Annotated in this window: 21 protein-coding genes and 1 pseudogene; 7 read left to right on the forward strand and 15 right to left on the reverse strand. The window is 68.8% G+C overall.

Going from position 1 to position 24,075, the window contains the following annotated elements; translation table 11 throughout:
* Nucleotides 1-39: 39 nt before the first annotated feature.
* A complete protein-coding gene (locus ACTMTI_RS26420; protein WP_441123201.1) occupies nt 40-768 on the reverse strand; it encodes a LysR family substrate-binding domain-containing protein in 729 nt (242 codons plus the stop codon).
* Nucleotides 769-823: 55 nt separating this feature from the next.
* Between ACTMTI_RS26420 and ACTMTI_RS26425 the strand changes: the two genes are divergently transcribed.
* Both ACTMTI_RS26425 and ACTMTI_RS26430 read left to right on the forward strand, forming a co-directional pair.
* On the forward strand, nt 824-1,195 hold the full coding sequence (locus tag ACTMTI_RS26425; protein ID WP_441123203.1) for a DUF5997 family protein: 372 nt from the start codon (nt 824-826) through the stop codon (nt 1,193-1,195).
* A gap of 303 nt (nt 1,196-1,498) precedes the next feature.
* Nucleotides 1,499-1,645: a hypothetical protein gene (locus ACTMTI_RS26430; protein WP_441123204.1), complete on the forward strand. Its 147-nt coding sequence runs from the start codon at nt 1,499-1,501 to the stop codon at nt 1,643-1,645.
* On the opposite strand, the gene ACTMTI_RS26435 is transcribed toward ACTMTI_RS26430, so the two are convergent.
* Nucleotides 1,608-2,270, reverse strand: a complete 663-nt coding sequence (locus tag ACTMTI_RS26435; protein ID WP_441123205.1) for a TetR/AcrR family transcriptional regulator — start codon at nt 2,268-2,270, stop codon at nt 1,608-1,610. The genes ACTMTI_RS26430 and ACTMTI_RS26435 overlap by 38 nt on opposite strands.
* Before the next feature lie 86 nt (nt 2,271-2,356).
* On the opposite strand from ACTMTI_RS26435, the gene ACTMTI_RS26440 reads away from it, so the two are divergent.
* Together ACTMTI_RS26440 and ACTMTI_RS26445 are read left to right on the forward strand one after the other, a co-directional pair.
* The gene (locus ACTMTI_RS26440; protein WP_441123206.1) at nt 2,357-3,553 is read left to right on the forward strand and encodes an MFS transporter; all 1,197 of its coding nucleotides are present in this window, start codon (nt 2,357-2,359) and stop codon (nt 3,551-3,553) included.
* 37 nt (nt 3,554-3,590) lie between these two features.
* Complete coding sequence (locus ACTMTI_RS26445) at nt 3,591-4,361, forward strand: hypothetical protein (protein WP_441123207.1); 771 nt, start codon at nt 3,591-3,593, stop codon at nt 4,359-4,361.
* Nucleotides 4,362-4,667: 306 nt separating this feature from the next.
* Here the strand turns inward: ACTMTI_RS26445 and ACTMTI_RS26450 are convergent, their stop codons facing one another.
* The 6 genes and pseudogenes from ACTMTI_RS26450 to ACTMTI_RS26475 all read right to left on the reverse strand — a co-directional run.
* Nucleotides 4,668-6,344: an RICIN domain-containing protein gene (locus ACTMTI_RS26450; RefSeq protein ID WP_441123208.1), complete on the reverse strand. Its 1,677-nt coding sequence runs from the start codon at nt 6,342-6,344 to the stop codon at nt 4,668-4,670.
* Nucleotides 6,345-6,751: 407 nt separating this feature from the next.
* Nucleotides 6,752-7,621 carry a helix-turn-helix transcriptional regulator gene (locus ACTMTI_RS26455; RefSeq protein ID WP_441123209.1) on the reverse strand — a complete coding sequence of 290 codons (870 nt, stop codon included), beginning with the start codon at nt 7,619-7,621 and terminating at the stop codon, nt 6,752-6,754.
* A 149-nt stretch (nt 7,622-7,770) separates the two neighbouring features.
* Entirely contained in the window at nt 7,771-10,845 is a 3,075-nt protein-coding gene (locus ACTMTI_RS26460; RefSeq protein WP_441123210.1) for a hypothetical protein, read from the reverse strand.
* Between the two features lie 220 nt (nt 10,846-11,065).
* On the reverse strand, nt 11,066-11,605 hold the full coding sequence (locus ACTMTI_RS26465; RefSeq protein WP_441123211.1) for a hypothetical protein: 540 nt from the start codon (nt 11,603-11,605) through the stop codon (nt 11,066-11,068).
* A gap of 96 nt (nt 11,606-11,701) precedes the next feature.
* Entirely contained in the window at nt 11,702-12,406 is a 705-nt protein-coding gene (locus tag ACTMTI_RS26470; protein WP_441123212.1) for a beta-ketoacyl-ACP reductase, read from the reverse strand.
* Nucleotides 12,407-12,417: 11 nt separating this feature from the next.
* Nucleotides 12,418-13,758: pseudogene (locus tag ACTMTI_RS26475) on the reverse strand (2-isopropylmalate synthase); the annotation flags it as partial.
* 188 nt (nt 13,759-13,946) lie between these two features.
* Here ACTMTI_RS26475 and ACTMTI_RS26480 point away from each other — a divergent pair.
* The 3 genes from ACTMTI_RS26480 (at nt 13,947) to ACTMTI_RS26490 (ending at nt 16,686) form a co-directional block, all read left to right on the forward strand.
* A complete protein-coding gene (locus tag ACTMTI_RS26480) occupies nt 13,947-14,903 on the forward strand; it encodes a UbiA family prenyltransferase (RefSeq protein ID WP_441123213.1) in 957 nt (318 codons plus the stop codon).
* 188 nt (nt 14,904-15,091) lie between these two features.
* Nucleotides 15,092-16,021 (forward strand): ATP-binding protein, encoded by a 930-nt coding sequence (locus ACTMTI_RS26485; RefSeq protein WP_441123214.1) that lies wholly within the window; start codon nt 15,092-15,094, stop codon nt 16,019-16,021.
* A complete protein-coding gene (locus ACTMTI_RS26490) occupies nt 16,018-16,686 on the forward strand; it encodes a response regulator (protein WP_441123215.1) in 669 nt (222 codons plus the stop codon). Before ACTMTI_RS26485 ends, ACTMTI_RS26490 begins: the two co-directional genes overlap by 4 nt.
* Before the next feature lie 14 nt (nt 16,687-16,700).
* Here the strand turns inward: ACTMTI_RS26490 and ACTMTI_RS26495 are convergent, their stop codons facing one another.
* The 7 genes from ACTMTI_RS26495 to gntA all read right to left on the reverse strand — a co-directional run bounded on the left by ACTMTI_RS26495 (nt 16,701) and on the right by gntA (nt 24,059).
* Nucleotides 16,701-17,627 carry an aldo/keto reductase gene (locus ACTMTI_RS26495; RefSeq protein WP_441123216.1) on the reverse strand — a complete coding sequence of 309 codons (927 nt, stop codon included), beginning with the start codon at nt 17,625-17,627 and terminating at the stop codon, nt 16,701-16,703.
* Complete coding sequence (gene cydB, locus ACTMTI_RS26500) at nt 17,591-18,586, reverse strand: cytochrome d ubiquinol oxidase subunit II (RefSeq protein ID WP_441123217.1); 996 nt, start codon at nt 18,584-18,586, stop codon at nt 17,591-17,593. The genes ACTMTI_RS26495 and cydB overlap by 37 nt, the downstream gene beginning before the upstream one ends.
* A gap of 11 nt (nt 18,587-18,597) precedes the next feature.
* Nucleotides 18,598-19,881, reverse strand: coding sequence for a cytochrome ubiquinol oxidase subunit I (locus ACTMTI_RS26505; protein ID WP_441123218.1), 1,284 nt, complete (start codon nt 19,879-19,881; stop codon nt 18,598-18,600).
* The gene (locus tag ACTMTI_RS26510; RefSeq protein WP_441123220.1) at nt 19,871-21,280 is read right to left on the reverse strand and encodes a class I adenylate-forming enzyme family protein; all 1,410 of its coding nucleotides are present in this window, start codon (nt 21,278-21,280) and stop codon (nt 19,871-19,873) included. Before ACTMTI_RS26510 ends, ACTMTI_RS26505 begins: the two co-directional genes overlap by 11 nt.
* Nucleotides 21,273-22,400 (reverse strand): sugar phosphate nucleotidyltransferase, encoded by a 1,128-nt coding sequence (locus tag ACTMTI_RS26515; RefSeq protein WP_441123221.1) that lies wholly within the window; start codon nt 22,398-22,400, stop codon nt 21,273-21,275. Before ACTMTI_RS26515 ends, ACTMTI_RS26510 begins: the two co-directional genes overlap by 8 nt.
* 29 nt (nt 22,401-22,429) lie before the next feature.
* A complete protein-coding gene (locus ACTMTI_RS26520; protein ID WP_441123222.1) occupies nt 22,430-23,218 on the reverse strand; it encodes an AfsR/SARP family transcriptional regulator in 789 nt (262 codons plus the stop codon).
* A 196-nt stretch (nt 23,219-23,414) separates the two neighbouring features.
* A complete protein-coding gene (gntA, locus tag ACTMTI_RS26525) occupies nt 23,415-24,059 on the reverse strand; it encodes a guanitoxin biosynthesis heme-dependent pre-guanitoxin N-hydroxylase GntA (RefSeq protein WP_441123223.1) in 645 nt (214 codons plus the stop codon).
* Nucleotides 24,060-24,075 lie beyond the last annotated feature (16 nt).

The raw sequence follows: 24,075 nt of genomic DNA on the forward strand, positions 1-24,075 counted from the left end.
AACTGAGGCCGGGTCCGAACCGGAGGTTCGGGCTGCAGGTCACCGGGGCCGGTGGCCCTTCCTTTTACGGCCGGCCGGCACGGCCCGGCGGCCGGAGCCATTCTGTGCGGGTTTTCGTGCCTGCCGCTGCGCCGGTTTCTCCGCAGGGGAGGCGGGGGTACGGCCTCGCGAGCTGTTCACCGTCCGGCCGCGGACGATGCCGATGAAATCTTCCACCAGGTCAGTGGTCGCGTCCGTGGGCCAGGCCAGCGCGACCTGAGACTGCGGCGCGTCCAGCACCGGCCGGTAAGTGACATCCCTGCGGTGGTGGAGGCGTGCCAGCGACTGCGGAACCAGGAGAAGTCCAGTGCCGGCCGCCACGAGCTCGACCGCGTCCGCCGTTGTGGCCGGGCGGGTGAACGCGGGCAGCCCGGGCCGGACCGTCCACTCGATGGTGTCGTCCAGAGGATGGAGCACCTCGTCGTCGGTCAGGTCGGTGATGGCCACCTCGTCGGCGGCGGCCACCGCGTGGTCCTTGGGCACCACGACCACCGTGGTCTCCACGTAGAGAGGAATCACGCTGAGCCCGTCCCGGTCGACCGGCAGCCTGACGAATCCGGCGTCGGCGCCGCCATCCCGCAGGAGTCCCACCACCTCGGCGGCGGGAACCGTGACGAGGGTAACCGGCACGCCGGGCATCCTCTCGGTCCAGACGTTGACCCATTTCGCGGGTGTCACCCCGGGCACGTACGCCAGCCGGAACACCCTGCCAGTCTCTCCATCAGTCACTTCCTCAGGGTACCGATGTCAGGGGAACCCGTTCCGACTGACTATTCTCGACGCCATGACCTCGTCCAAACCGAAGACCATCCAGACGATGAAGCCCGAGACGGCGGCCAAGAAGCTGGGTGTCCTCCTCTCGGCCACTCCCGCCGAGTTCCAGGCGGGTGTCGTCTCCAGGGACGAGCTGAACGAGTTGCAGTCGACGCCACCCGCCTGGCTCGTTGACCTTCGCCGCAACGGCCCGCACCCCAAGCAGGTCGTCGCCGCGAAGCTCGGTATCTCCATTTCCGGCCTGGCCAGAGGCGGGATCACCGAACCGCTCACGACCGCTGAGATCGATGCGCTGAAGGCGGAGAATCCGGCGTGGCTGGAGCGCGAGCGGTCCATCCAGGCCGAGGCCCGCAAAGAAGCACTCCGCCTCAAGCAACGCTAGACAGCTGAGATCCTGGACGTCTCCGAGCCGAATCCACCACGTCGCCGGAGCCGATACGAGCTTGGGCTGCTTATCGCTCGCCGCGATGGCCTCGACGTGGACCATTTGCCTTCAGGCTGACGGGCGGACACCAGGTTGCCCGGCCCCTATGGACGTGCGACTGGACTGCGCCACGACTCAGCGGCGGATTCAGACCGAGTTGCGCGGCGCCGGCAATCTCTGGGTGACGGTCAGTGATGATCGTGACCTCAGTCCGAAAGTGAGACGACCTGAACGCCGTCTTCACCAACATCAGAAACTGGCTTGATCGGCCTGCTCGTCTCGCCGGCCACCCTGATGCTCACCCTCGGCGGTCTGCGCTACCTGGTCGCTGGCGGCGACCCCGGCGAGGTCCAGAAGGCGAAGTCCGCGCTCAAGGCCGCCGCCGCGCCGGACCGGCACGTTCCGTAAGACCGGTCGGCAGCTCGACATGGCTGACACCGCCAGGATCTCCCCGCGTGGCCAGCTTCGCGGCTGCGCGCATGAGCGCTGCCCTGGCCGTGTCCGGACTCGTCGGATCATCGGCGTGCATCATGCGCGCCATCTGCGGAACCGCGTACCACCAGCCCGCCAGGGCCAGGATGAGGAAGGCGAGGTCGGCGCCTGGTATGTCGTTGCTGATCAGATTCGCCTGCTGTGCCCGGGTGAAAGCCGCGACCTTGGTGCGGTAGTAGTCCGTGCGGGATGCCTCGTCGGGCACTTCTGGGAGGTCGAGCAGACCCTCCCACAACAGCAACCGGGTCAGCTCGGGGTGTTCGGCGTGGTAGTCGTACACCGCGCCTGCGTACGCCGCCACTGCTTCGGGTCCGTCCAGGCTGTCCAGGGGAACGGCGGCTGCGACCTTGTTCAGTTCGTCCGCCAGCACGGTGGCGAACAGCTGGGATTTGTCGCCGAAGTAGGTGTACAGGCGCTCCTTGTTGACCCCCGCCCGGTGCGCGATGCGCTCCATGGTCGTTCCACCGAGGCCGTGAGCGGCGAACTCGGCGGTCGCGGCCTCCTGGAGCCTGCGTTTGGTCTCGGCGGTGTTCCAAGCCATGCCATGCAGCATATCCAACGCTTGCGTTGCAAATCTCCGACGGCGCGCTAGAGTGATTTCCAACCCAAACGTTGGAGTTGGAATTCATGGCCACCATCTTGAGCACGCCGCACTCACCCTCGACCGAGCCAGGCGTCGCGCGGGCAGGCACGGTCCCGCTGCTGGTCGCCACCGCGCTGGTCGTCCTCGTTCAGCTGTACGTGTCCATCCCGCTTCACCAGCCCGTGGCCGCCGACCTCGGGTCCACCGGTGTGACGGCCGCACTGGTCGCCGGTTACGCCTTCGCCTACGCTCTGGGATTCCTGATCTATGGACCGCTGTCGGATCACTACGGCCGTCGGCGCGTTCTGGTGTCCGGCCTCGCGGCTCTCACGGTCGCCACACTCGCGGTGAGCCTCGCCCCCTCGGTAGGTGCTCTGGCCGTCTTGCGAGCCGTACAGGGCCTGGCAGCCGCCACGTTCGCACCGACTGCCCTGGCCTATCTCGGGGAGGTGCTGCCTCCTCGGCAGCGGGCCACCGCGATCGGCGCCATCTCGATCGCCTTCCTCTCCGCGGGGATCCTCGGACAACTGGCCGCCACCGTCACGGCCGCTGCCGTGGGCTGGCGCGGAACCTTCTCCCTCGGCAGCGTCCTCCTAGCTGCCCTGACCCTCGCGGCCTTCGCCGTCCTCCGCGAACCCGACATCGACCGGCCCCGCCAGTCTCTCTCTGCTCACTACACCGCTCTCGTCCGCTTCGCCGTACGGGGACGCTCGCTGCTCCTCGCTGCAGGGCATCTGGTCGTCCTCGGCGGCTTCATGGGAATGCACAGCCTGGTCGGCCCGCACTTGAACGCGGCCGGTCTCTCCGATACCGAGATCATGCTCGTTCGCGCCGCCGCGCTGCCGGCGATGTCCTGCTCGCTCCTCGCCGGTCCGCTGGCGGCACGCCTCGGCCTGCCTCGTGCCGCGCTCACCGGCTTCGTTCTCTCGGCCGCCGGTCTGGCAGCCGTGGCGGTGCTGGGCGGTGTACTCGCGGGCCTCGTCGCCGCCAGCGTGATCTTCGTTTCGGGAGTCGCCGTCCTTGTCCCCACGATGATCACGCTGTGGGGTGAAGCCGCGCATCCCGCTAGGGGCGTCGGGATGGCCCTCAACGGGTTCGTTCTTTTCCTCGGAGCCGGTCTGGGCTCCTATGCCATCGCGTTGCCGGGCGGTCTTGGCGCCGCGCTCGGCGTCCTGTCCGGGCTGTACCTGGTCGCAGGCGCCGTCGTCTACGCAGCGTGCCCCATGAACCAGCACAGGTGACCACCCACGTCCGAATCACCACGTGAGGAGTTGTTCCATGTCCCGTCGGAATTCCGTCGTCCTCTCCGGGATCGCCGTTGCGATCCTTGCCACCTCCGGAGCCGCCTACGCCGCGATCTCCCGCGACGACATCCAAGCGGCATCTGCCGAGCCCGTGACAGGCCCCCCTGAGCGCACCACCTCGTCGCCTACCGCCGCACCTACGACCGCTGCCGCGAACGACGCCCGACGCCGGGCGACCGACGCGCTGGACGGCACTGGCCTCCTCATCCCCAGCGGGTGGGAGATCGTCAGGGTCCGCGAGGAGCGGCACGATGACCGCGCGGTCACCGTGATCCGCTACCAGCCCGACGGTTACCGGCCCGGCGGCCCGCACACGAGCATCGTCCTCGATGCCGACGGCACGATTCTCGGATTCACCCGCCTCCAGGGCGTCAGCGACGGCCCGCTCCCCGGCGTATCCCGCGCCGAAGAGGTGGCCCTCCGCTTCCTGCGGCAGGTGGCGCCCGACTACGCCGAAGGGCTCAGCGTCAACTGGGTCTCGCAACACGATGAGATCGTGACCCGGCCCGACGGCGCCACCGAGACGGTCTCCGGCATGAAGGTGAAGATGCACCACGGCGACGGCCTCTACGCCTGGGTCATCGTCGGTCCCGATGAGTCCGTGCTGACGTATGAGCGCGACATCACTTGGGACTCCGGTCAGAGTCGCCGAGGCACCCAGATGTGGCTCCACGACGCCTGGATCGCCGCTTATGAGGGAACCGGCCCGCAACCCGGCTCACCTTACGCGCTCGCAACCTCGTGACCGCTGCCCATGCTGTCTCGGAAAGTGGAGCTTCAACATCGGCTCCGCCGCCTCCCCTCGACCCGGCCAAGCTCGTTCGACCGCGACGAACCCACATCGGTCAGCGGCAGGTGTCGCCATACATAGCGCACGTCCCCGAAGTCCGCGAGGAGTTCACGGATGACCGGTTCTGCCTGCCCGCAGTAGGGCATTCGTAGTCGCCGTACTCCACGAGGGTCACCGGGGCGAGCCGTGGGCCTGGGACGATGTGCGCCGGGTCCAGGGGAGGTCGCCTGGACCCGGCGTGTTGATATCGCCAGTTCCCGGTTATGACCTGGTCCATCTCTGGGTGGCCTGGCCGTTGCAGGTGGCGATGGTCACGGCGGAGGCGTTGCCGGTGCCGGTGACGTTGAGGCAGAGGTTGTTGGCGGCGCTGGTGACCGTGCCGTTGGAGTTGAAGGTCCACTGCTGGTTGCTGTTGCCGTGGCAGTCCCACAGTTGAACGCGCGTGCCGGAGCCGGCGTTCGTCGGGGAATCCAGGCACTTGCTGAGGATCTGGAGTCTGCCGGAACTGTAGCCGAAGCGCTGGTTGGCGTTGTCGTGGCAGTCGTAGATCTGGAGCTGGGTGCCGTTGGCGGTGGCGCTGTTGGGGGAGTCGACGCAGCGGCCGGCCGCCTCGTTGTGCAGGCGGAATTCGGTTGCGGGGGTCGGGGTGATGGTGGGGGTGGGGCCGGTTGGCGAGCCCGACGGGCTGGAGTCGTTGAGGGTGGGAGTCTGCCAGTCTCTCCACTCGGCCAGATTGCCACTCGCCCTGGGCGAGATCCTGATCGCACCGGGATCATTGCTCGTCTTCAGCAAGAACTTCCTGATGTTCTTCTGCAAGGGGTCGCGCCATTCAGGCCTGTTGGCGCAGTGGTTACCGTCCTGGATGTCGGACCAGTAGGTGATGTTCTCGCCCGCGCCGAGCGCCTTGTAGACCTCCGCCCCGCCCAAGGCGGCCACGCTCGCGGACCTGGGGCCCAGATTGGTGATGTGGGGATTGTCCATGATGAACAGTCCTCGCGGCGCGACCATTGCCACGATTTCATGCGTGTCCACCGGCAGCCTGGCCGGGCTGCTCGTGAAGGAGCCGAACGCGTCGCCCAGCCACGGTTGCTCTCCGTAGGCGCTGCTCAGACTCTGGGCGCCTTCCCCAGGGATCCCGCGGAAGATGGGAACACCGGCGCTGCCCGACTCGATCGGCATGGTCAGGGCGATGCGCTGATCGAAGGCACCGATCACGAAGGCGCCCTTTCCGAACCGCGAGCATCCCGTGACGCCGGTCGCGTCCGCTTTGAGGATGCTGCCGCCCGACTGCTCGATGACGTCGATGATCCGGCTCACACCCCAGGCCCAGGCGAGTAGCAGCCCTGTGCTGCTCGAGGAGCCGTAGATGCTGTAGTACGCGCCTTGTTTGTTGTTTCGTGGCGTGCCCTCTCGCCCCACCGCGTAGGGGTCGTAGGTGATGACGGCAGCGCCGGCCGCTCTGATCGCGGCCGTGTCCGCGCCGAATCCGCCCAGGACGACGACGGCGGGGAAAGGTCCGGTACCACTCGGCAGTTGGACACTCGCTGAGAAGCCGGCGCTCCTGCCGTTGTGCGACACGTTCACAGTGATGTTGCTACTCGAGACCGTTCCTGTGACACTTGCCGGCTTGCCGGGCTTCTCGCCGTAGACGAACTTCTCCGCGAGCTTCTTGATCTCTTGCCGGCGGCATCGCCACTCGGACTTGGCGGCGATGCGCGTACCATCCAGCTTCCTGAAGGGATCGGGAAGCCTGGAGTCGGTAGGCAGGGATCCTGCGTCGGGCAGGGCAGGCACCGCGCAGTCGGCACCCTCGTCTTCAACACCGGCGGCGAGAGGCGCGGCGGCCTCGGCGACCACTACCGTTACCGCTCCAGCGACCGCGAGCGCCAGCGCGACGACCGCCGAACGGATCTTAGAGCGGCCCGACCTGATGATCACTGGCCCCTCCTTCCGGGTAGCTGATGGAAAGGACGATCCCCGACCGGTGATCGACGGGACGGGGCTGTTCACCGCGCGCGCAGTCGCTGATCAGTGTGAGAATCACTCCGAAATGTGTCAAGGATTATGTGAAATATTTCGGAGCGCAGGATGCTGATGCTGCTCTGAGCAGGCATGTTCATCAGAAGGTTGTAGAAACTTTCTGCTGCTCGGCATGAGTGAGGGAGGCTATGCCTCCTCCGGGTCCTCGTTCCGAAAGTTTCGGATCGCCACACAGGACGTCGTCCGACGGCCCGGCCTGAAGCCCGGGCCGTCGGACGGACAGCGTGGGGTACGGCGGGACGGCGGGGTGCGCGGGGGAGGAACGCCGGAATCGGGGGCGCTCGGAAGGCGGTGAGGCGGGCCGCTCAGTCGCGGTGGGCAGGGGGGTCCGCCGCCTTCGCGGCTTCTGGGGTCTCAGCGGCGATCAGGCTGCCCAGCAGGAACAGCGCGTGTTCGGAGGAGCTGCCGGGTTCGGCCTGGTAGACGACCAGTTGCTGCCCCGGCGCACTGTTGATGGTCAACGACTCGTAGTCCAGGGTGAGCTCGCCGACGACGGGGTGGTGGAAGCGTTTGGTCTCCCGCGTCTTCTGGCGGATGTCGTGGCGTGCCCACAACCTGCGGAAGTCGGCGCTCTTGAGCGACAGTTCGCCCACCACCTCGATCAGTTGGAGATCGTTGAGGTCTGCTCCCGCCCCCTCGCGCAGCCCGGCCACCGTGTTGACGGCGACCCGGTCCCAGTCCGGGTAGAAGTCCCGGGCGTCGGGATCGAGGAAGACCAGGCGCATCAGATCCCCGCTGTAGGTGTGTCCGGCGAAGAGGGCCTCGCCGAGCGGATTATGGGCCACCACCGTCAAGCAGCGGTCCAGGATCACGGCCGGGGTGTGCGGCCAGTTGTTCAGCATCCGCAGCAAGCCCGGGGTGACCCGGCGGCTGCGCGTGCTCCTGCGCCCCCTGGCGGGCACCGGCCGGGCCAACTGGTGCAGGTGGGCGATCGCGTCGTCCTCCAGCATCAGGGCCCGGGCCAGGGCCTCGAGCACCTGTACGGAAGGGTTCCGCTCACGGCCCTGTTCAAGACGTACGTAGTAGTCGGTGCTGAGCCCGGCCAGCATCGCCACCTCCTCCCGGCGCAGGCCCGAGACCCGGCGCCGGTCGCCGCCCGGCATGTTCAGGTCCTCGGGCTTCACCAGTTCGCGGCGGGCTCTGAGGAACTGTCCAAGGAGGTTGTCGCTGTCCATGGCTCGACGGTAGCTCCGTACCCGTGGAGCAGGGTGGTACTGATACTCCTAGGGCACGCCTCGGCGGCGAGGCCTCGTGCGCCGGAAAGGTCGTGCCCAAAGAAAGCTCGTCCACCCCGCGCGGTCGGCGGGGCGGACGATCCCTTACGTCACGGGCGGATCTTCACCTCGCCGGTGAAGGTACGACCGTCGGTCAGGTGGCCGGTGATGGTCACGGTGACACTACCGGTGTAACCGGCCAGCGCCTTCTCGATGGCGGCACCGTCGACGCGGAACCCGCCGTGCGGCAGCGCCGTGGCGCCGAGCTCGACGATCTTCCCGTCGGCGACCGCGCGGACCGTGCCCGGCAGGATCCCGGCGCGACCGCCGGCATGGTGCCCACGGTCCACGCCGGGCAGCTCCACGTGGAGCTGGTCCTTACGGAGCCGAGGCCGGGCCGGAAGAGGGGAGCCGGTGGTCAGGTACGGCGCCGCCGGCGTGGTCATCCCGGTGCCGAGGAAGAAACCGGTGTGCGGGGGCTGGTTGTAGCCGACGTTCTGCCAGGCGATCCCGGACTGGTAGACCGGGTCGTGCATGAGCGTCGGGAAGCGGTGATCCGTCGGGTACGGCGTGGCGTAGAGCCGTAGCGCGCTCGAATCCTCGGTCCGGACGATCAGTTCCTCACGCCAGTCGCCCAGGATGTCGGCCTGGAGCGAGGGATTGCCCTTGGTCGTGTTGTTGGAGTAGGTGCCGGTCGCGGTGAGCATGTTGACCGTGCTCTGCGGGGCCGGGTCCCATTTGCCGATGGTCGGCACGCCGGCCAGCTTGTCGGCGGAGTAGTCGTGGTCCAGGATCTCTCTGGACAGATCGCCGTCCCACCAGATGGTGTTGCTGATCGCCGGGGTTTTCGCCGAGATGAGCTCTCCGGTGGTGGTGCGGAGACCGGCCCCGGTGGAGGCCCAGGCTTCCTCTCCCGGATGCGAGGGGTCGATGTCGCCGGTCAGGCCGCGCCCGGTGTCCTGGCCGGTCTTGACACACCAGAGGATTTCGCCGCTGTCGGCGTCGTGCATCTCCAGCCCACAGGGCATGTTGGTGTGCTCGTGCACGCCGACGATCTCCAGGCCGGGGTGTGCCGGATCCAGGTCGCCCAGGTGCATGGCGTCGCCGTGCTCCAGCTTGGTGGTGTAGAGCCCGGTGCCGTCGTCGTCCAGGGTCATCGCGCCGTAGGCGATCTCGTCCCTGCCGTCGCCGTCCACGTCGGCCACGGACAGGTTGTGGTTGCCCTGGCCGCCGTACCCGGGGTTGTCGGAGCTGGAGAAGGTCCAGCGCTTGGTCAGCTTGCCGTCCCGCCAGTCGTAGGCCACCAGCATGGACTTGGCGTAGTAGCCGCGGGTCATCACGATGCTGGGCAGTACGCCGTCCAGGTGGGCGGCGGCAGCCAGGAAGCGGTCGGAACGATTGCCGCCGGTGTCGCCCCAGTCGGCAAGGTTGCCGCGGGCCGGTTCGTAATCGACGGTGGCGAGCGCCGCGCCGCTGCGCCCGTCGAAGACGGTCAGATACTCCGGCCCGGTCAGGATCCGGCCGCCGGTGGTCCGGTAGTCGGCGGCGGCGTCTCCGATCACCTTCCCGGCGCCGTCCACGGTCCCGTCCGCAGTCTTGACCACGAACTCGGCCCGCCCGTCCCCATCGAAGTCGTCGACCAGGAACGGGCTGTAGTGCGCCCCGGCCCGTACGTTGCGGCCGAGATTGATCCTCCAGAGCCTGGTCCCGTCCAGTTCGTAGGCGTCGAAGACGGCCTCACCGGTATAGCCGCCCTGAGAGTTGTCCTTGGAGTTGGACGGGTCCCACTTGAGCACGATCTCGGACTGCCCGTCTCCGTCCAGGTCGGCGGCTGCCGCGTCATTCGCGCGGTAGTCGTAGCTCCCTCCGCTCGGGGTCACACCCCCGGTCGGCTTGTCCAGCGGGACGTCCAGGTACGGTGCCGCCCACGGCCGCACCGGTGCCGAGCGGCGTTCCTTCTGGCCGTCCAGCACCGCGGCGATGGTGTAGGAGCCGGTACCGCTGTCCAGATAGTTCGTCTTGTCCGTGGTGGTGAGGAGCTTCCCGTCCCGGTAGAGCTTGAAGCTCACCTTGGCCGGGTCGGTGCCGAGCATCCGCCAGCTCACCAGCGTGCCCTGCTCGGTCGGCACAGCGACCAGGCCACGGTCCAGCTTCGGCATCCGGCGCAGCGGATAGGCGGTGACCGGCGAGGTCAGCTCGGCCGAGGAGGCCGACAACCCGCCCGTTCCGGCGGCCACCACCCGGTAGCGGTGCCGGTCGCTGGGCACGATCTCGTCGGTGTAGCCGGGCTCGGTCACGACACCGATCCGCTTGTCGTCCCGGAAAAGGTGGTAGAGGAGGGCGCCCTCGACCGGCCGCCAGCGCAGCGTGATCTTCTTGCTGGAGGCGGTGACCAGTTCCAGGTTCTCAGGTGCGGCCGGGGCGGCCTGAGTGGCGTCCTTGACGGTCACGGTGAGCGGCGCGCCCAACGTGCCGCCGGGCACAGCGACCGCGTAGACGTAGGTCAGGCCCAGCTCAGGGGTGCTGTCGGTGAAGGCGGGCGCGGAACTCTCGCCCAGCTTGGCCCATGGACCCGCGGTGTTCTCGGCTCGGTAGATCTCGTAGCCGGTGGAGCCGGTGGCGTTCCAGGCCAGCGTGACGCTCGGGGTGGCAGTGGCCTTGATCGCGGTGGCGGCCAGGCCGGTGGGCGCGGTGGCCGGCCTGATGAGGACCGCGTTCACCCGGCCGTCCCGGCCGAAGCCCAGGTTGAGCTGGCCGTCGGCGACCCGGGCGGTGCCGGTGTAGTCGCCGTACGCGCCGGTGCTCGCGGTGATGGTGCCGCGGTCTTCGCCTTCCACGGCGAGCGTGGTGATGTTGGGAGCGACGGCATCCCCGGAGATCACGGTGAGCTCGTACTCGCCGTCGGGTACGTCGGCGGCGAAGCCGTACGAACCGGAGACGGTGAAGTCCCGCGTCACCGGGTCGGCGGTGCCGCGGTCGCGGTAGCCCACCGTCCGGTCCAGGCCGTAGCCGCGGTCGGCGCTATAGAGGGTGTTGTGCGCGACGCGCGTGTAGCCGTCGGCTAAGGGGCTGGACGTGGAACCGAAGTCGAACTTGAGTCCGGGGGCCGGGTCGAGGGGGGCCGCCACGGCGGAGGTCGCCGATACGGTCAGCGTGACCGCGGCGGCGATGAGTGCGAGCCTCACAGGCGTTCTCCTGCCGAGTGATCTTTGATTAGAACGTTTTACCGGTATCGGAAAGCGCTTGCCAAGGCTTTACTTTGAAGCCCCGATCAACTAAGGGGCAGGGAGACACGTGAGGGACCCGGCTGGAGCCGGCGCCAGTGGAGCGGGCGGGGGTGCGCGAGCCTGTGATCGACCGATCTGTGGCCGCGATGAACGGCGAAGTCAGGAGCCGCTCAGGGTGTCAGCGGGCCTTCACCGTGCGCGTGACGTAGCGGAACGGCAGCCCGCCGGGGACCGCGAGGATTCCGTTCGCGCTGATGTCTCCGGCGAACCAGACCTCGTCCTTGACGCCGGGGCCTGGGACGGGGAAGGAGCATTGGGACTGGCCGTCCGGCTTGAGCAGGACGAGACGGCCGTCGGTGCTCCATCGCCGTCCGTTGGCTCGTTCGCCTTCCGAGGACACCACGCGGACCTTCTCGCCCCGGCAAGGCCAGACCTCCCACGGACTGGTCTGCAGAATGCGTAGTTCCTTACGCCGCGCCCGCTGCCACATGAGGATGAGGCCGAGCGTGACCGCACTGGTGAGGGCGAGCATCACGCCCAGGAAGCTCGCCGCTTCTCCCCGGGGTATCAGCCATCCTGTGAGGCAGAGCTGGATCGCGAGCACGGGCAATCCTAGGCGAAGGCCCGTTCGTGCCTCTTTGCGTACGATGTCCAGCACTCCCGGCGTCTGCGCCGCGGTGCCGGGAAGGATCTGATATCCGTACTCGCGAGCAGTCATGTCTGTCTCCCCGTGGAGATGATCCCGTCGAGGAGACCACGATAAGCGGCCACGCGCCACCGACGGGCGCTCGCCCGCCGGTGTCCGTGACAGGGCTCAGTGTCCCATGGAGGCGCCGCCGTCCACCGGGATGACCGCCCCCGTGAGGTACGACGCCGCGGGAGAGGCCACGAACCGGACCACCTCCGCGATCTCCTCGGGCGTGGCCATCCGCTGCAGGGGGATCTGGGCGCACATGTCGGCGATGCGTTGCTCGGACAGCACGGCGGTCATGTCCGTGTCGGTGAGGCCGGGCGCGATGACGTTGACGGTGATGCCGCGGCTGCCGAACTCCCACGCCAGCGACCGGGCGAAGCCGATCAGAGCGGCCTTGGAGGCGGCGTAGTTGCTCTGGCCCCGCTCGCCCCGCAGGCCCACGGTGGAGGAGATGAAGACGATGCGGCCGCGGCGGGCCTTGAGCATGGCGGGGGCCACGCGTTTGGCGACGCGGAAGGCGCCCTTGAGGTTGGTGTCCAGGGCGGCTTCGAAGTCGTCCTCGGTCATGCGCAGGAGGAGCTTGTCCCGCGTCATGCCGGCGTTGGCGACCAGGACCTCGACAGGGCCGTGCAGGGTCTCGACCTCCGCGACCGCACGGTCCACCTGCTCCGCGGACGTCACGTCGCAGCGGCAGCCCGCCAGACCGGGCGGGGGCTCGGCGCTGCGGTAGGTGACCGCCACCTTGTCGCCGTCGTCGGCGAAGGCGCGGGCCACGGCCAGGCCGATTCCGCGGTTGCCGCCGGTGACCAGAACTGAGCGGCTCATGACGCCCTCCCGTACATGGTGGTGAAGGTGGTGGCGATCCGGTCCGGGGTGATCTCGCCGCCCTCGGCGTCAGCCAGCGACTGGATGACGTCGGCGAACTCCCGATGGAGCTGTGCCGGCACCTCGACCCCGTGGTGCGCGCTCATCACGTACGCGATGCCGCCCTTGCCCGACTGGCTGTTGATGCGGACCATCGCCTCGTACGAGCGGCCCACGTCATGGGGGTCCAGCAGCAGGTACGGCATCCGCCATGGCAACTCGCCGACCGGCACGCCCGATGCGGCGGCCTCGCGGGACAAGGCGTGCAGGCTCTTGTTGATCGCGTCCTGGTGCGCGCCGGAGAAGGCCGTGTAGACGAGGTCGCCCGCGTACGGGTGCCGCGCGTGGACCTCCATGCCCGTGCAGTGTTCGGCCACCTGCTTGATCTCGTCGAGGTCGGAGAAGTCGATTTCGGGGTCGATCCCCTGGGTATGCAGGTTCATGCCGAGTGTGACAAGGCAGACGTTGCCCGCCCGCTCGCCGTTGCCGAACAGGCAGCCCTCGACGCGTTCGGCGCCGGCCAGCAGGGCGAGCTCGGTGGCGGCGACACCGGTGCCGCGGTCGTTGTGGGGGTGGATGGACAGGCAGACGTGCTCCCGCCGTGTCAAGGTGCGGTCAAGCCATTCCACCTGGTCCGCAAAGACGTGTGGTTGCGAGCGCTCTACGGTCGCCGGAAAATTGAGGATCATCGGGCGCTCGGCGTCCGGCTGCCAGACGTCCATCACCGCCTCGCAGACCTCGACCGCGAAATCCGGCTCGGTTTCGTTGAACGCCTCGGGGGAGTACTGGAATCGAAGATCGCAATCCTCGAGCGTGCGCTCCGCGAACTTCATCATGAGGCGGGTCCCCTGAACCGCCATGTCCTTACACTCGTCCCGCGACATTTTGAAGACGACCTGTCGGAATACTGGCGCGAGGGCGTTGTAGAGGTGGAACGTGGCGCGTGGTGCGCCGCGCAGGCACTCGACGCTCTGCCTGATGAACTCGTCGCGGGCGGGCACCATCACGGTGATCCACACGTCGTCGGGGATCCGGTCCTCCTCGATGAGCATGCGGACGAAGGCATGGTCATCCTTGCTGGCGACGGGGAAGCCGACCTCGATCTCCTTGTAGCCCATGCGGACCAGCAACTCGAACATCGCCAGCTTCCGCTCGGGGTCCATGGGATTGGCGAGGGACTGGTTTCCGTCGCGCAGGTCGGTGGACAGCCAGCGCGGCGCGGCGGTCAGGTGCCGGTCGGGCCAGGACCGGTCGGGCAAGGTCAGCGGAACGAATTCTTTATACCGTCCGGCGGAAATTCGAGAGTGCCGCATGGCCAGGGATCTCCATTCTCCGGTGGCGGGCACGGCCGAACTCAAGCTATCGTCGGTGTCCGGAGATCGACAAGTAACAGTGCATATATCGGAAGTAGTAGACGCACCTACAACTTTCAATTCCCTACTTAACTTCGATCCATATTTAATGCAATGTCGGCGTTATGCCAAGCGTACAGACCTCACCCATGTCCTCGTCCGTCGCCTCCCTACCCCCGCTCGGCGCCCGTGTCAAACACGGCGTCAATATGCTGCGCATGTGCGTGGTGGAGACGCGCCCTTCGGTGCTGATGCTGTTCGCGCTGCGCTTCGCCGCCGGAGCTGTGCTGGGCGCGCAGGCCCTCGGCGCCGGCGACGGCTCCCTCCTGCTGGTGGCGGGCACCGCGCTGGTCTGGGTCTTCGCCATCTTCGCCGTCTACTTGTTCAACGGGGTCGAGGACCTCCGGGAGGACCGGGCGAACGGATCGGCGCGGCCGATCGCCAAGGGTGAGCTCGCGCCCGGCGCCGCGCTCGGAGTCACCTGCGTGGCCGCGCTGGCCGCGATCGCCGGGGCGATGCACCTGCCGGCGCCGATCGGCTGGATGGTGCCCATCTTGTTGCTGCTCGGCTACATGTACTCAGGGCCTCCCTTCCGTCTCAAACGCCGCTCGGCCGGCACCATGACGATCGGCGTCGCCGCCAGCCTCATGACGTACGCGGCCGGGTTCCTGGCGCGGACGGACGGCTGGGTGGCACAGGTCGAGTTGCTCGTCGTGTTCACGGTGGCCGTCTCCCTGTGGACGGGGCTCGTGGGTGGCCTCACCAAGGATCTGTCCGACATCGAGGGAGACGCCGCCGCGGGGCGCAGGACGCTCGGGGTCACCCGGGGCGAGGGGACCGTACGGCTGCTGGCCGCGATGGCGGCTCTCGGCACCGCCTGCGCGTTCGCGGCGGCCGCGCTGATCTGGCGGCCGTCCCTGGTGGCCGCGGCCGTGATCATGCTGGCCGGCGCGGTCGCGCTGGCCGTCGTCACTCTGGGGCCGCTCTCGCATGGGAGCCGGTCACGGCGCAGGCGTCCGTATCGTGCGTACATGACCACGCAGTATGTAGTTCATCTATTTTTAGTCGGATCCATGGTCATATCTCCTGTTGCCTGGCCAACTTAATTGGGTAAAAATAGGCCATCCGGTTTCTCTAGGTCCGGAGGCAGAGTACGTTGGGGCATCCGCACGGGGCAGAGAGTTTCGCGGTCCTCGTTGGAAGCTGCCGCGAGCAGATTCTCGGCGAATACACTCGCAGACTCAGAGCCGAATGCGCGTCGCTGGTGCGAGAGCCGGCGACGCATCGGCAATTGATGGCCAACGCCGAGGAGATTCTGGACGACATCGTGGCTGCCCTGGCCGCCGGCAAGATCCAGACCGGGGACTCGATAAGCCGTCTGGCCTGGGAGATCGGCGCGGACCGCGCCGAGGCGGGCATCCATCCGAAGGAATCGCTGGACGCGGCGTCGATCTTCTTCAGGGTGGCGCTGCCCCGGCTGAGCAGCGCCCTGGCGGACCGCCCCGACTACGCCGAACTGCTCAACATCGTGGTCCTGAGCCTGGAGCGCAGCATCTCGACCAGGATCAAGGCGGCGTCGGCCAGCTACACCGCGTTCCTGCTCAACAGGGTGCACACCGTGCAGATAGAGGAGCGGCGCCGGATCGCCAGGGACCTCCACGACCGCATCGGCCACGGCATCAGCGTCGCTCACCAGCAGCTCGAACTGCACGAGCACAACCGCCTGACCGAGCCGGTCCGGGCCTCGGGGAACGTCAAGCTCGCCGAGCAGGCCATCCAGGAGACCATGCGCAACCTGCGGCAGGTGACCTCGGAGCTGCATCCGAACGAGCCGCTGAAGAGCCTGGAGAAGGCGTTGCTCGGCTATCTCGACACCGTGGACTGCGAGGCGGCCGTGCGCCTGCAGGTCAACGGCGACGAGGCGTGGGCCTCGCCACAGGTGCGCGACGAGTCGTTCCTCATCTTCCGCGAGGCGGTGCGCAATGCGCTGGCACACGCGCGGGCGTCGCTGATCCTGATCAGGATCGACATCGCCCCGCACGAGATGCGGGGTGTCGTGCAGGACAACGGGCGTGGCTTCACGGGGGAGCGCTCCGACCCGTCGGGAATGGGGCTGAAGTCGATGCGGGAGCGTGCCGAGCTGCTCGGTGGCTCGGTCACCGTGTCGAGCGAACCGGGTAAGGGGACCTCGGTGGAACTCTACGTGCCAAGAGCGATGTCATGAGTGAGCCCACGACGGTAGGCATCGTCGATGACCACGCCCTTTTCCGTGAGGGCTTACGCGAGATCCTCGAGACGTGCGACGACCTCCTGGTCGTGGGGGAGGCGGGCGACTCCGGCGAGGCGGTGGCCCTGGTCCAGGAGCGGCGCCCTGACGTGCTCATGCTCGACATCGAGATCCCCGGCGAGGACGTGCTCGACACTGTGGGCCGGGTCCGGGCCATCTCGCCCGAGACCAAGGTCATCGTGCTCAGCATGTACGACGGCCCGCAGCTCCTGCGCAGGCTGCTGTCCGCCGGCATCCGCGGCTACCTCCTCAAGAGCGTGCACAGGGAAGAGGTCATCTCCGCGATCAGGAGCGTGGTCAACGACCCCGAGCGCCTCGTGCTGGCCGTCTCGCGCGACAGCCTCGCCCAGGTCCACGCGCCTGCCCCGAACATCCTGACCGACAAGGAGCGCCAGGTCCTGGAGTTCGCCGCGCAGGCGCTGAGCAACCAGCAGATCGCCAACCGGCTCGGCCTCACCGAGGCCACCGTCAAGCGGCACCTGCGCAACGTCTTCGTCAAGCTCGGCGCCGTCTCCCGCATCGACGCCGTCAACCGGGCGGTGGCCGCCTCGCTGATCACCGTGCGGCGCGATCCCGGCGCGATGCCGAAGGGCTTCGGCTAGCACCAGCCACCGCATCACGCGCTCGCCGGAGGGGAGAAGACGCGGGCCAGCCGCTCGCAGGTCTCCGGCGTCAGGTGCACCTCGGCCGCGGCGATGTCCATCTCCAGCTGGACCGGGTCCAGCGCGCTCGGCAGCGGGACCACGTCGTCGTTCCTGGACAGCAGCCAGGCCAGGGCCAGCCGGCTCATGCCGATGTCCAGGTCGGCCGCGATGGCCTCCGCCTCCCGCAGCATGCCCGTGGCGCCGGGCGACTCGCGCGGGTCGAACCCGGACAGGTCGGGAACGCGGCCGCCCAACAGCCCGCGGGCGAACGGGCAACGGGCGACGACGCCGATGCCGAGCTCCCGCGCCACGGGCAGCTGCTCCATCTCCGCCTCCCGGTGCCCGAGCGAGTATTCCGTCGCCAGCGCCGTCACGGGATGGATGGCGTGGGCGCGGCGGAGCTGGGCGGTCGACCCGCCGAGCAGCCCGATGTAGCGGACCTTCCCGTGCCTGACCAGCTCGGCCAGCTCGGCGACGCTGCTCTCGATGCGGGTCGCCGGCCCGGGGCGCAGGAAGAAGATGTCGATGTAGTCGACGTCGTACTGGGCGAGGGTGTCGTCGCAGCTGCGCCGCAGCCATCCTGGACCCTCCTCTTCCGTGTCCGGGTGGGAGGCGGTCAGCAGCAGGTCCGCGCGCCGGGTGGCCAGCGCCTTGCCGATCAGCGGCGCCAGCTCGCTGCTCGCGCCCAGGTCGCTGACATCGAACAAGGTGATCCCCGACGCGATCGCATAGTGCAGCGTCTCGACCCAGGCGGCCGGATCCAGCTGCTCCCGCACGCCCAAGAGTGATAGGCCGACGCAGGATGAGACAGGTCCGGTCCGGCCCAGTCTTCTGTGCCGCACGGGATCACCTCCGTAAGTGTTCACAAGTATGTGATGGGGCGACCGCGGAAGGCCCACCAGCCCATCGCCTGGAAGGCGAGCAGCAGGGGGATCACCAGCGTCGCGACGGGCAGCAGCAGTTGCAGGGTCGTGACGTCCGCGGCGGCCTCGGCGACGGTCATGCCCTGGCCGCCGCCGGGCGTCGCGAGGACGTTCGGGTAGAGGCCGAACCCGACGATCGGCACGGGCAGGGCCGCGGCGCCGGAGGTGGCGGCGAACGCCCACTTCGGAGCCCCGCGCCCCAGCGCGAGCGCGGCGAGGGCGAGCAGGCAGGGCATCGCCGCGGCGAGCGCGGCGAGCCGCCAGCCGCCGGCCGCCGTGCTGGCCGCCGTGCCGGACACAGCGCCGGCGGCTGCCGCCGCCACGGTCAGCGCCGCCGCCGTGAGCAGCAGGGGGCGGCCCGCGCGCAGCGCCCGTTCGCGCAGCCCGTCGCGGGTCCGCATCGCGATGAAGGCGGCGCCGTGCCCCGCGAAGAGCGCCAGCGTGGCGGCCGCGCACAGCAGCACGAACGGATGGAGCAGCTCGCCGGGGCCGACCGCGAATCCGGACGGGGCGGCGGGCAGACCGCGCAGCAGCAGGCCGACGAGCAGGCCCCAGCCGGCCGCCGGGATCAGGCCGCCCACCATGGCGAGCACGTCCCAGACCGCCCGAGCTCTCCGGCCCGCGTGTCTGCTGCGGAGCTGGACCGACACGTTGCCGAGGACGATCCCGCCGAGCAGGGCGGCCACGAGCAGGTGCAGCGGCGGCAGCAGGGCCGCCTCCAAATGGGGGAAGGCCCCGATGAGGACTCCGGCGAAGGCCACCAGCCACACCTCGTTGCCGAGCAGGAACGGTCCGAAGGAGTTGAGCGCGAGCCGCCGCTCCGCCTCGCCGCGCGCCAGCGGCGCCTGTAACAACTGCACGCCGTAGTCGTAGCCGCCGAGCACGAAGTACCCGGCGAGGAGCAATCCCAGCAGAGCCAGCCAGATCGTTTCCAAGGGAGCCGTTCCTAGAGTTGAAGGGCGACGGCGGGTTGCTCGCGTGAGTCCGCCGCCGGCGTGCCGAGGTCGGTGTCGCGCGGGCCGCGCCTGGCGTACCGGGCGATGAGGCACCAGTTGGTGATCGCCAGCGCGGCCAGCAGTGCGCTGAACCCGATCAGCGAGATGAGCATCGTCCCCGCCCCGACGGGGGAGCGGGCCTCCGAGGTGAGGAGCTGACCGTAGATCGCCCACGGCTGCCTGCCCACCTCGCGCACGAGCCAGCCGAGGGTGGCCGCGACGAACGGGATGGGCACGATGAGCGCCACGACGAAAGCGGCGCCCCGCGAGCGGGCGATGCCGTCGCGGATCAGGCACGCCGCGCCGAACAGGGCGATCACCACGATGAAGAAGGCGGAGGTCATCATGATGTCGTACGCGGTGGCGATCCAGCCGGGCGGCGCGTAGTCACCGGGGCCGAGTCGCGCGGCCATCTCCGACTGGACCTGCGCCACCGTGGCCGGCCCGCGATCTTCCGGCAGCAGGACGTCGCGCAGGGCCGCCATCTTCATCGGCTGGGCCTCGTGCAGCGGCGTGATCTGGCGGAAGCCGGTCTCGGCGACGGCGATGGAGAACGGCACCGCCACCGCCAGCCCGGTGCGGGCGGAGCTGAGGAAGAAGGGCACCTCGCGGGTACGCCGGACGAACTGGTACGCGCTGACCCCCGCGACGAACCCGCCGCCGGCGACCATGGCCGCCGCCACGATGTGCCACATGGCGTACAGCGTGTTGGGGTTGGCCAGCATGGCGCCGAAGTCGGTGAGGTACGCCACCCCGCCCCGGACCTCGTGGCCCACGGGGTTGTGCATGAACCCGTTCGCCACCAGGATCCAATAGGTGGACGCGTAGGCGGTCAGCGTCACGAGCCAGAACAGCAGCATGTGGAGCACCTTGGGCAACCTCCCCCACCCGAAGATCCACATGCCGAGGAAGGTCGACTCGGCGAAGAACGCGACGAGCGTCTCGATGGCCAGCGGCGCGCCGAAGACGTTGCCGGCGAAGACCGACAGCCCGCTCCACGACAGCCCGAACTGGAACTCCATCACCAGCCCGGTGGCGATGCCGAGCACGTAGTTGACGACGTAGATCTGCCCCCAGAACCGGGTCATGCGCTCGAAGCGGGGATTGCCGCCGATGACGTGGCGGGCCTGCATATACGCGATGATCGGCGCCAGCCCGAGCGTGAGCAGCACGAACAGCCAGTGAAAGCCGACCGTGATGGCGAACTCGAGGCGGGCCAGGATCTCAGCGTCCACCGGCGCCGCCCTTCAGCGTCGCGGCGGCCAGCTCCGTGAGCGCGTTGACGTCGACCTTGCCGTTGCGGTTGACGGGGAACCGGGGCAGGGTGACCACGGCGTTGGGCCGCTCGTAGGAGGCCAGGCAGGCGCGCAGCCGCCCGCGCCAGAAGCGCTCGTCGTTGGCCGCGTCCTGGACGAAGAAGACCAGCATGGCGCCGGCCCGGTCGTCGTCGACGGCTACGACCTTCACGGGGGCGCCGCACTCTTCGGCGCGGCGTTCGAGATATTCGGGATAAAGGGTGTGGCCTAATCTGTGCACGGCGTTCATTCTCCCGAACACGTGAAGCACCCCGTGCTCGTCGATCCTGCCGAGGTCGCGGGTGCGGAACCAGGGCTCGTCGAAGGGGGCGAGGGAGCCGTCGGGGCGCAGGTATCCCTCCAGCCGGCCGGGGGTGCGTACCTCGATCTCGCCGGGCTCGCCGTCCGCGCCCGGGACGCGTATCTCGCCGTCCGCGCCCCGGACCCGCACCTCGACGCCGGGCAGCGGCCGGCCGCAGCCCTCCACCAGGTCGGGGAGGGTGAGCGCGATGTTGCCGGTCTCGGTCATGCCGTAGCCGTCGAGCAGGTGGTGTCCGGTGGCGGCGTGGAAGCGCTCGGCCAGCGGGCGGTTCAGCGGCGCCCCGCCCACGCACCACATGCGGACGCGGCCCAGCCTGTCCAGGAGCGCCGGGTCGCGGGCGAGCAGGGTGAGCATGCCGTGGTAGGTGGGCGGGGTGCCGTCCACGACCGTGGCGCCCGATTCGGCGACGGCCACGATCGACGGCTCCAGTCTGCGGAAGGGGGCGACGAGCAGGCCGCAGCCCACCAGCCACCAGATGAGCAGCAGCGACATGCCGTACTGGTGGGAGAACGGAAGGAGCGGGGCGAGCACGTCCTGGGGCGTGTAGCCCATGGACGCGGCGGTGACGCGGGAGTTCTCCAGGACGGCGCGGCCGGACTTCACCACGGCCTTCGGGGCGCCGGTGGTGCCGGACGACCACATGATCACCGCGTCCCTGCGCTTCTCCCAGCGGTCGAGGGAGATCGTCGCAGGCACCGGGGTGGCGGGCCCGTCGGGGACGGTGAGGTCCAGCACGGCGGAGGCCGGCAGCGGGATCCGCCCGGTCGCGTCGGTGACCGCCCAGCGCACGCCCGAGATGCCGGACATGTGGGCGAGCTGGTCGGTCGCGAGTTGCGGGTCGGCCAGGACGATGGAGGCGTCAAGGTGGCACAGCGCAAGCAGCGCGGCCACGAAAGGGGAGGAGTTCTCCCCGGTCAGCAGTACCCGGTCACCCGCCCGGACACCCAGCTCCTCCAGGCGCGCGATCAGCCCGAGCGCCTGCTTCTCGACCGCGGGCGGCCACAGCACTTCAGTCACGGGTCTCCTTCAGGGGAACCGTCGCAAGGTGGGAGCCGCTCGGCTCCCGCTTCGGAAAGGCCGGAGCAGAGGTCAGGTCCGTGGTCAGCAGGATCTGGCTGCGGTCGGCCAGGACCAGACGCGATCCCACGGCGCCGGCCCGGACCTGGGCGTCGCGCCCGATGAGGGAGTCCCTGACCGGGCCCACACCGCGCAAGGAGGCGCCGTCCAGCACGATCGAGCTCTCGACCGTGCTGTCCTCGACGGCGCAGTCGGCGCCGAGCGAGGTGTGCGGCCCGATCACGCTGCCGGTCACGGTGGCGCCGACGCCGACGATGGCGGGCCCGACCACCCGGGAGCCGCGGACCGACGAGCCCGCGTCCACGAACACCGGTCCGATCAGCTCGCTGTCGCCGTCCACGTCGCCGAGCACCAGAGGGTCGATGCGGGAGAGCACCTCGCGGTTGCAGTCGAGCGCGTTGTCCACGCACCCCACCGTGTTCCAGTAGCCCTGAGCGGAGTAGGCGAGCACCGTGCCCCCGTGCGCGATCAGCCACGACACGGCGTCGGTGAGGTCGCGGCCGCCGTGCCAGGCGGGCCGGGCGGACAGGACGGCCTGGTGGATGGCGGGGCCGAAGACGTACGCGCCGACCAGCGCCCGGTCGAAGGACGGATGTCCGTGCCCGTTCGTGACGCCGGTCACGCGGCCGAGCTCGTCCACGACGGCGACGGGCCCGCCGCCGGTCCTGGCGAGGTCGCCGACCATGGCCATGGCCTCGGGGCGGTCGCGGCGCTCGTACTCGGCGACCAGCCCGGGGATGTCGTCCAGCACGACGTCGTCGCCGTGCAGGACCAGGAAGTCGGCATCGCCCAGGTAGTCCCTGGCGATCAGGACGCCCTGCCCCAGCCTGGAGGCGTCCTGCTGGATGTAGGTCACGTCGAGGCCGAAGGCCGCGCCGGTGCCGACGGCGTCCCGGACCGGCGCCACGTGCCGGTCCACGACGATCGCCACCTCGGAGATGCCCGCCTTCCTGATCGCCTCCAGGCCGTAGAACACCACCGGCCGGTTGGCGACGGTGACGGCGTGGCCGTAAGGGCGCGGTCGCGTCCCCGTACGGCCCGCCAGGACGAGAGCCTTCACTGTCCTCCACCCTTCTACGAGATCGACTGTCAGGCGGCGCCGACCCTGACGCGGCGCCTGGGTCCCTGCGCGTGCAGCATCCGGTACTGGAGCTGGCGTAGTTCCCGGGAGGGCTCCAGGCCGAGCTCGCGATCGAGCACGGCATGCAGTTCCCGGTAGGCGCCCAGGGCCTCGTCGCGCCGGCCGACCTGGCACAAAGCCTCCATGAGCCGGCCGTGGAACCATTCGTTGAGCGGATTGGTCGCGACCAGGAAGCGCAGCTCCCCGATGAGGTCGCGGCCCCTGCCGATCTCCAGGTCCGCCTCGATGCGCAGCTCCAGCGCCCGCAGGCGGGACTCCTCCAGGTCGGCCAGGTACGCCTCCAGCATCCGGCCCGGCACGACGTCGGTGAGTGGGTGCCCGGACCACAGGTCGAGCGCCTGCCGCAACCGGAGGGAGGCCTCCTCGGGCCGCCCGGCCGCCGCGCAGCCGCGGCCCTCGGTCACCAGCCGGCGGAAGGTGAACACGTCCACCCGCTCCTCCGGGACGGAGATGAGATAGCCGGGCGGGCGGGTGAGGAGGATCTCCTCACCCGAGGGCAGGCTGTGCTCCTGGTCGAAGAACCGCCGGAGCTGGTAGATGTAGGTCTGGATTGTCGTGAGAGCGCTCTTCGGAGGATTGTCCCCCCACAGCTCCACCATAAGAGAATCGATGTCGACGATCTGGTTCGCATTGAGCAGCAGCAAGCCCATCATCTGCCGCTGCCGTGGTGCGCTCAGACGCCAAACCCGCTCCTCTGAGCTGATTTCCAGGGGACCGAGGACTTTGAATTCGACCATCTGGCTGAACCCCAATCTCGGACCGGTTCCGGTCGCCGTCTAAAAGGACCGTAGCCAGCCGGGGGATGCACCCACAACAGTAATTCACGGAGGATCGGCCAAGGTATCGAAAGGAGTACACGCCGGCACGCATCCGATATCGGACATGAGTGAGGCGGGACCGGCAACCGGTCCCGCCTGGCTAGTTGATCGAGGTTCAGCCGGTCCTGGGCGCGAACGGGCACTCCCACGCCGGTTCCGTGAACCGGCCCCCGTAGTGGCGGGACTCGTCCTTATAGGCGATGAAACTGGGATTCGGCGAGCCGTGGAACGCCCGTTCCCGGCTGCGTATCTTACTGCGGAGTTTGAAGAACTTGATTCCGAGCGCGTTGAATTGAATGTGTGAGTTGAAAACCAGCGTGGGTTTCTCGAACCGGCGGCTCGGCCGGGACGCCCCCGAATGCAAACCCACCACGAAGAACGGGTGCGAGCCGACCGAATATGCGAAGTCCGCCGAGGCCGGATCGGAGTCGTAGGTGTCGTTCCACGGGTAGAGCTCGCTGTCGATGTCGTGCATGGCCTGCAGATGCCGCCACAGCAGCGCCTCGTACTCGTGCTCGGACAGCTCGAGCGGCCCCTCGAACGTGGCCACGAACGAGGTGAAGCTGCGTGCCGACGGCTCGAAGGTCTCCAGGAATTTGAGCACGTCGCCGTGGTGGGCTTGGACCGACTGCTCCTCGCCCAGCTCCGGATAGTGGTGGTGGACGATGGCCTTCTTGCGCAGCGCGGCCCTGGCTCCGAGGCAGACGAAGTCGCCCTGCTCGATGAACGCGGCCAGGGCGGCGTAGACGTCGTCATCCATGCCGGAAGCTCCAAGG

The sequence above is a fragment of the Nonomuraea sp. H19 genome (genome assembly GCF_052068215.1).
Classification (GTDB): Bacteria; Actinomycetota; Actinomycetes; order Streptosporangiales; family Streptosporangiaceae; genus Nonomuraea.

What these genes read in the sequence shown, in the direction of transcription:
- ACTMTI_RS26490 (WP_441123215.1), top strand. Translation starts at nt 16,018, where the DNA reads ATGAGTGAGCCCACGACGGTAGGCATCGTCGATGACCACGCCCTTTTC.
- gntA (WP_441123223.1), bottom strand. Translation starts at nt 24,059, where the DNA reads ATGGATGACGACGTCTACGCCGCCCTGGCCGCGTTCATCGAGCAGGGC.
- ACTMTI_RS26425 (WP_441123203.1), top strand. Translation starts at nt 824, where the DNA reads ATGACCTCGTCCAAACCGAAGACCATCCAGACGATGAAGCCCGAGACG.
- ACTMTI_RS26455 (WP_441123209.1), bottom strand. Translation starts at nt 7,621, where the DNA reads ATGGACAGCGACAACCTCCTTGGACAGTTCCTCAGAGCCCGCCGCGAA.
- ACTMTI_RS26465 (WP_441123211.1), bottom strand. Translation starts at nt 11,605, where the DNA reads ATGACTGCTCGCGAGTACGGATATCAGATCCTTCCCGGCACCGCGGCG.
- ACTMTI_RS26520 (WP_441123222.1), bottom strand. Translation starts at nt 23,218, where the DNA reads ATGGTCGAATTCAAAGTCCTCGGTCCCCTGGAAATCAGCTCAGAGGAG.
- ACTMTI_RS26480 (WP_441123213.1), top strand. Translation starts at nt 13,947, where the DNA reads ATGTCCTCGTCCGTCGCCTCCCTACCCCCGCTCGGCGCCCGTGTCAAA.
- ACTMTI_RS26485 (WP_441123214.1), top strand. Translation starts at nt 15,092, where the DNA reads ATGGCCAACGCCGAGGAGATTCTGGACGACATCGTGGCTGCCCTGGCC.
- ACTMTI_RS26445 (WP_441123207.1), top strand. Translation starts at nt 3,591, where the DNA reads ATGTCCCGTCGGAATTCCGTCGTCCTCTCCGGGATCGCCGTTGCGATC.
- ACTMTI_RS26440 (WP_441123206.1), top strand. Translation starts at nt 2,357, where the DNA reads ATGGCCACCATCTTGAGCACGCCGCACTCACCCTCGACCGAGCCAGGC.
- ACTMTI_RS26435 (WP_441123205.1), bottom strand. Translation starts at nt 2,270, where the DNA reads ATGGCTTGGAACACCGCCGAGACCAAACGCAGGCTCCAGGAGGCCGCG.
- ACTMTI_RS26470 (WP_441123212.1), bottom strand. Translation starts at nt 12,406, where the DNA reads ATGAGCCGCTCAGTTCTGGTCACCGGCGGCAACCGCGGAATCGGCCTG.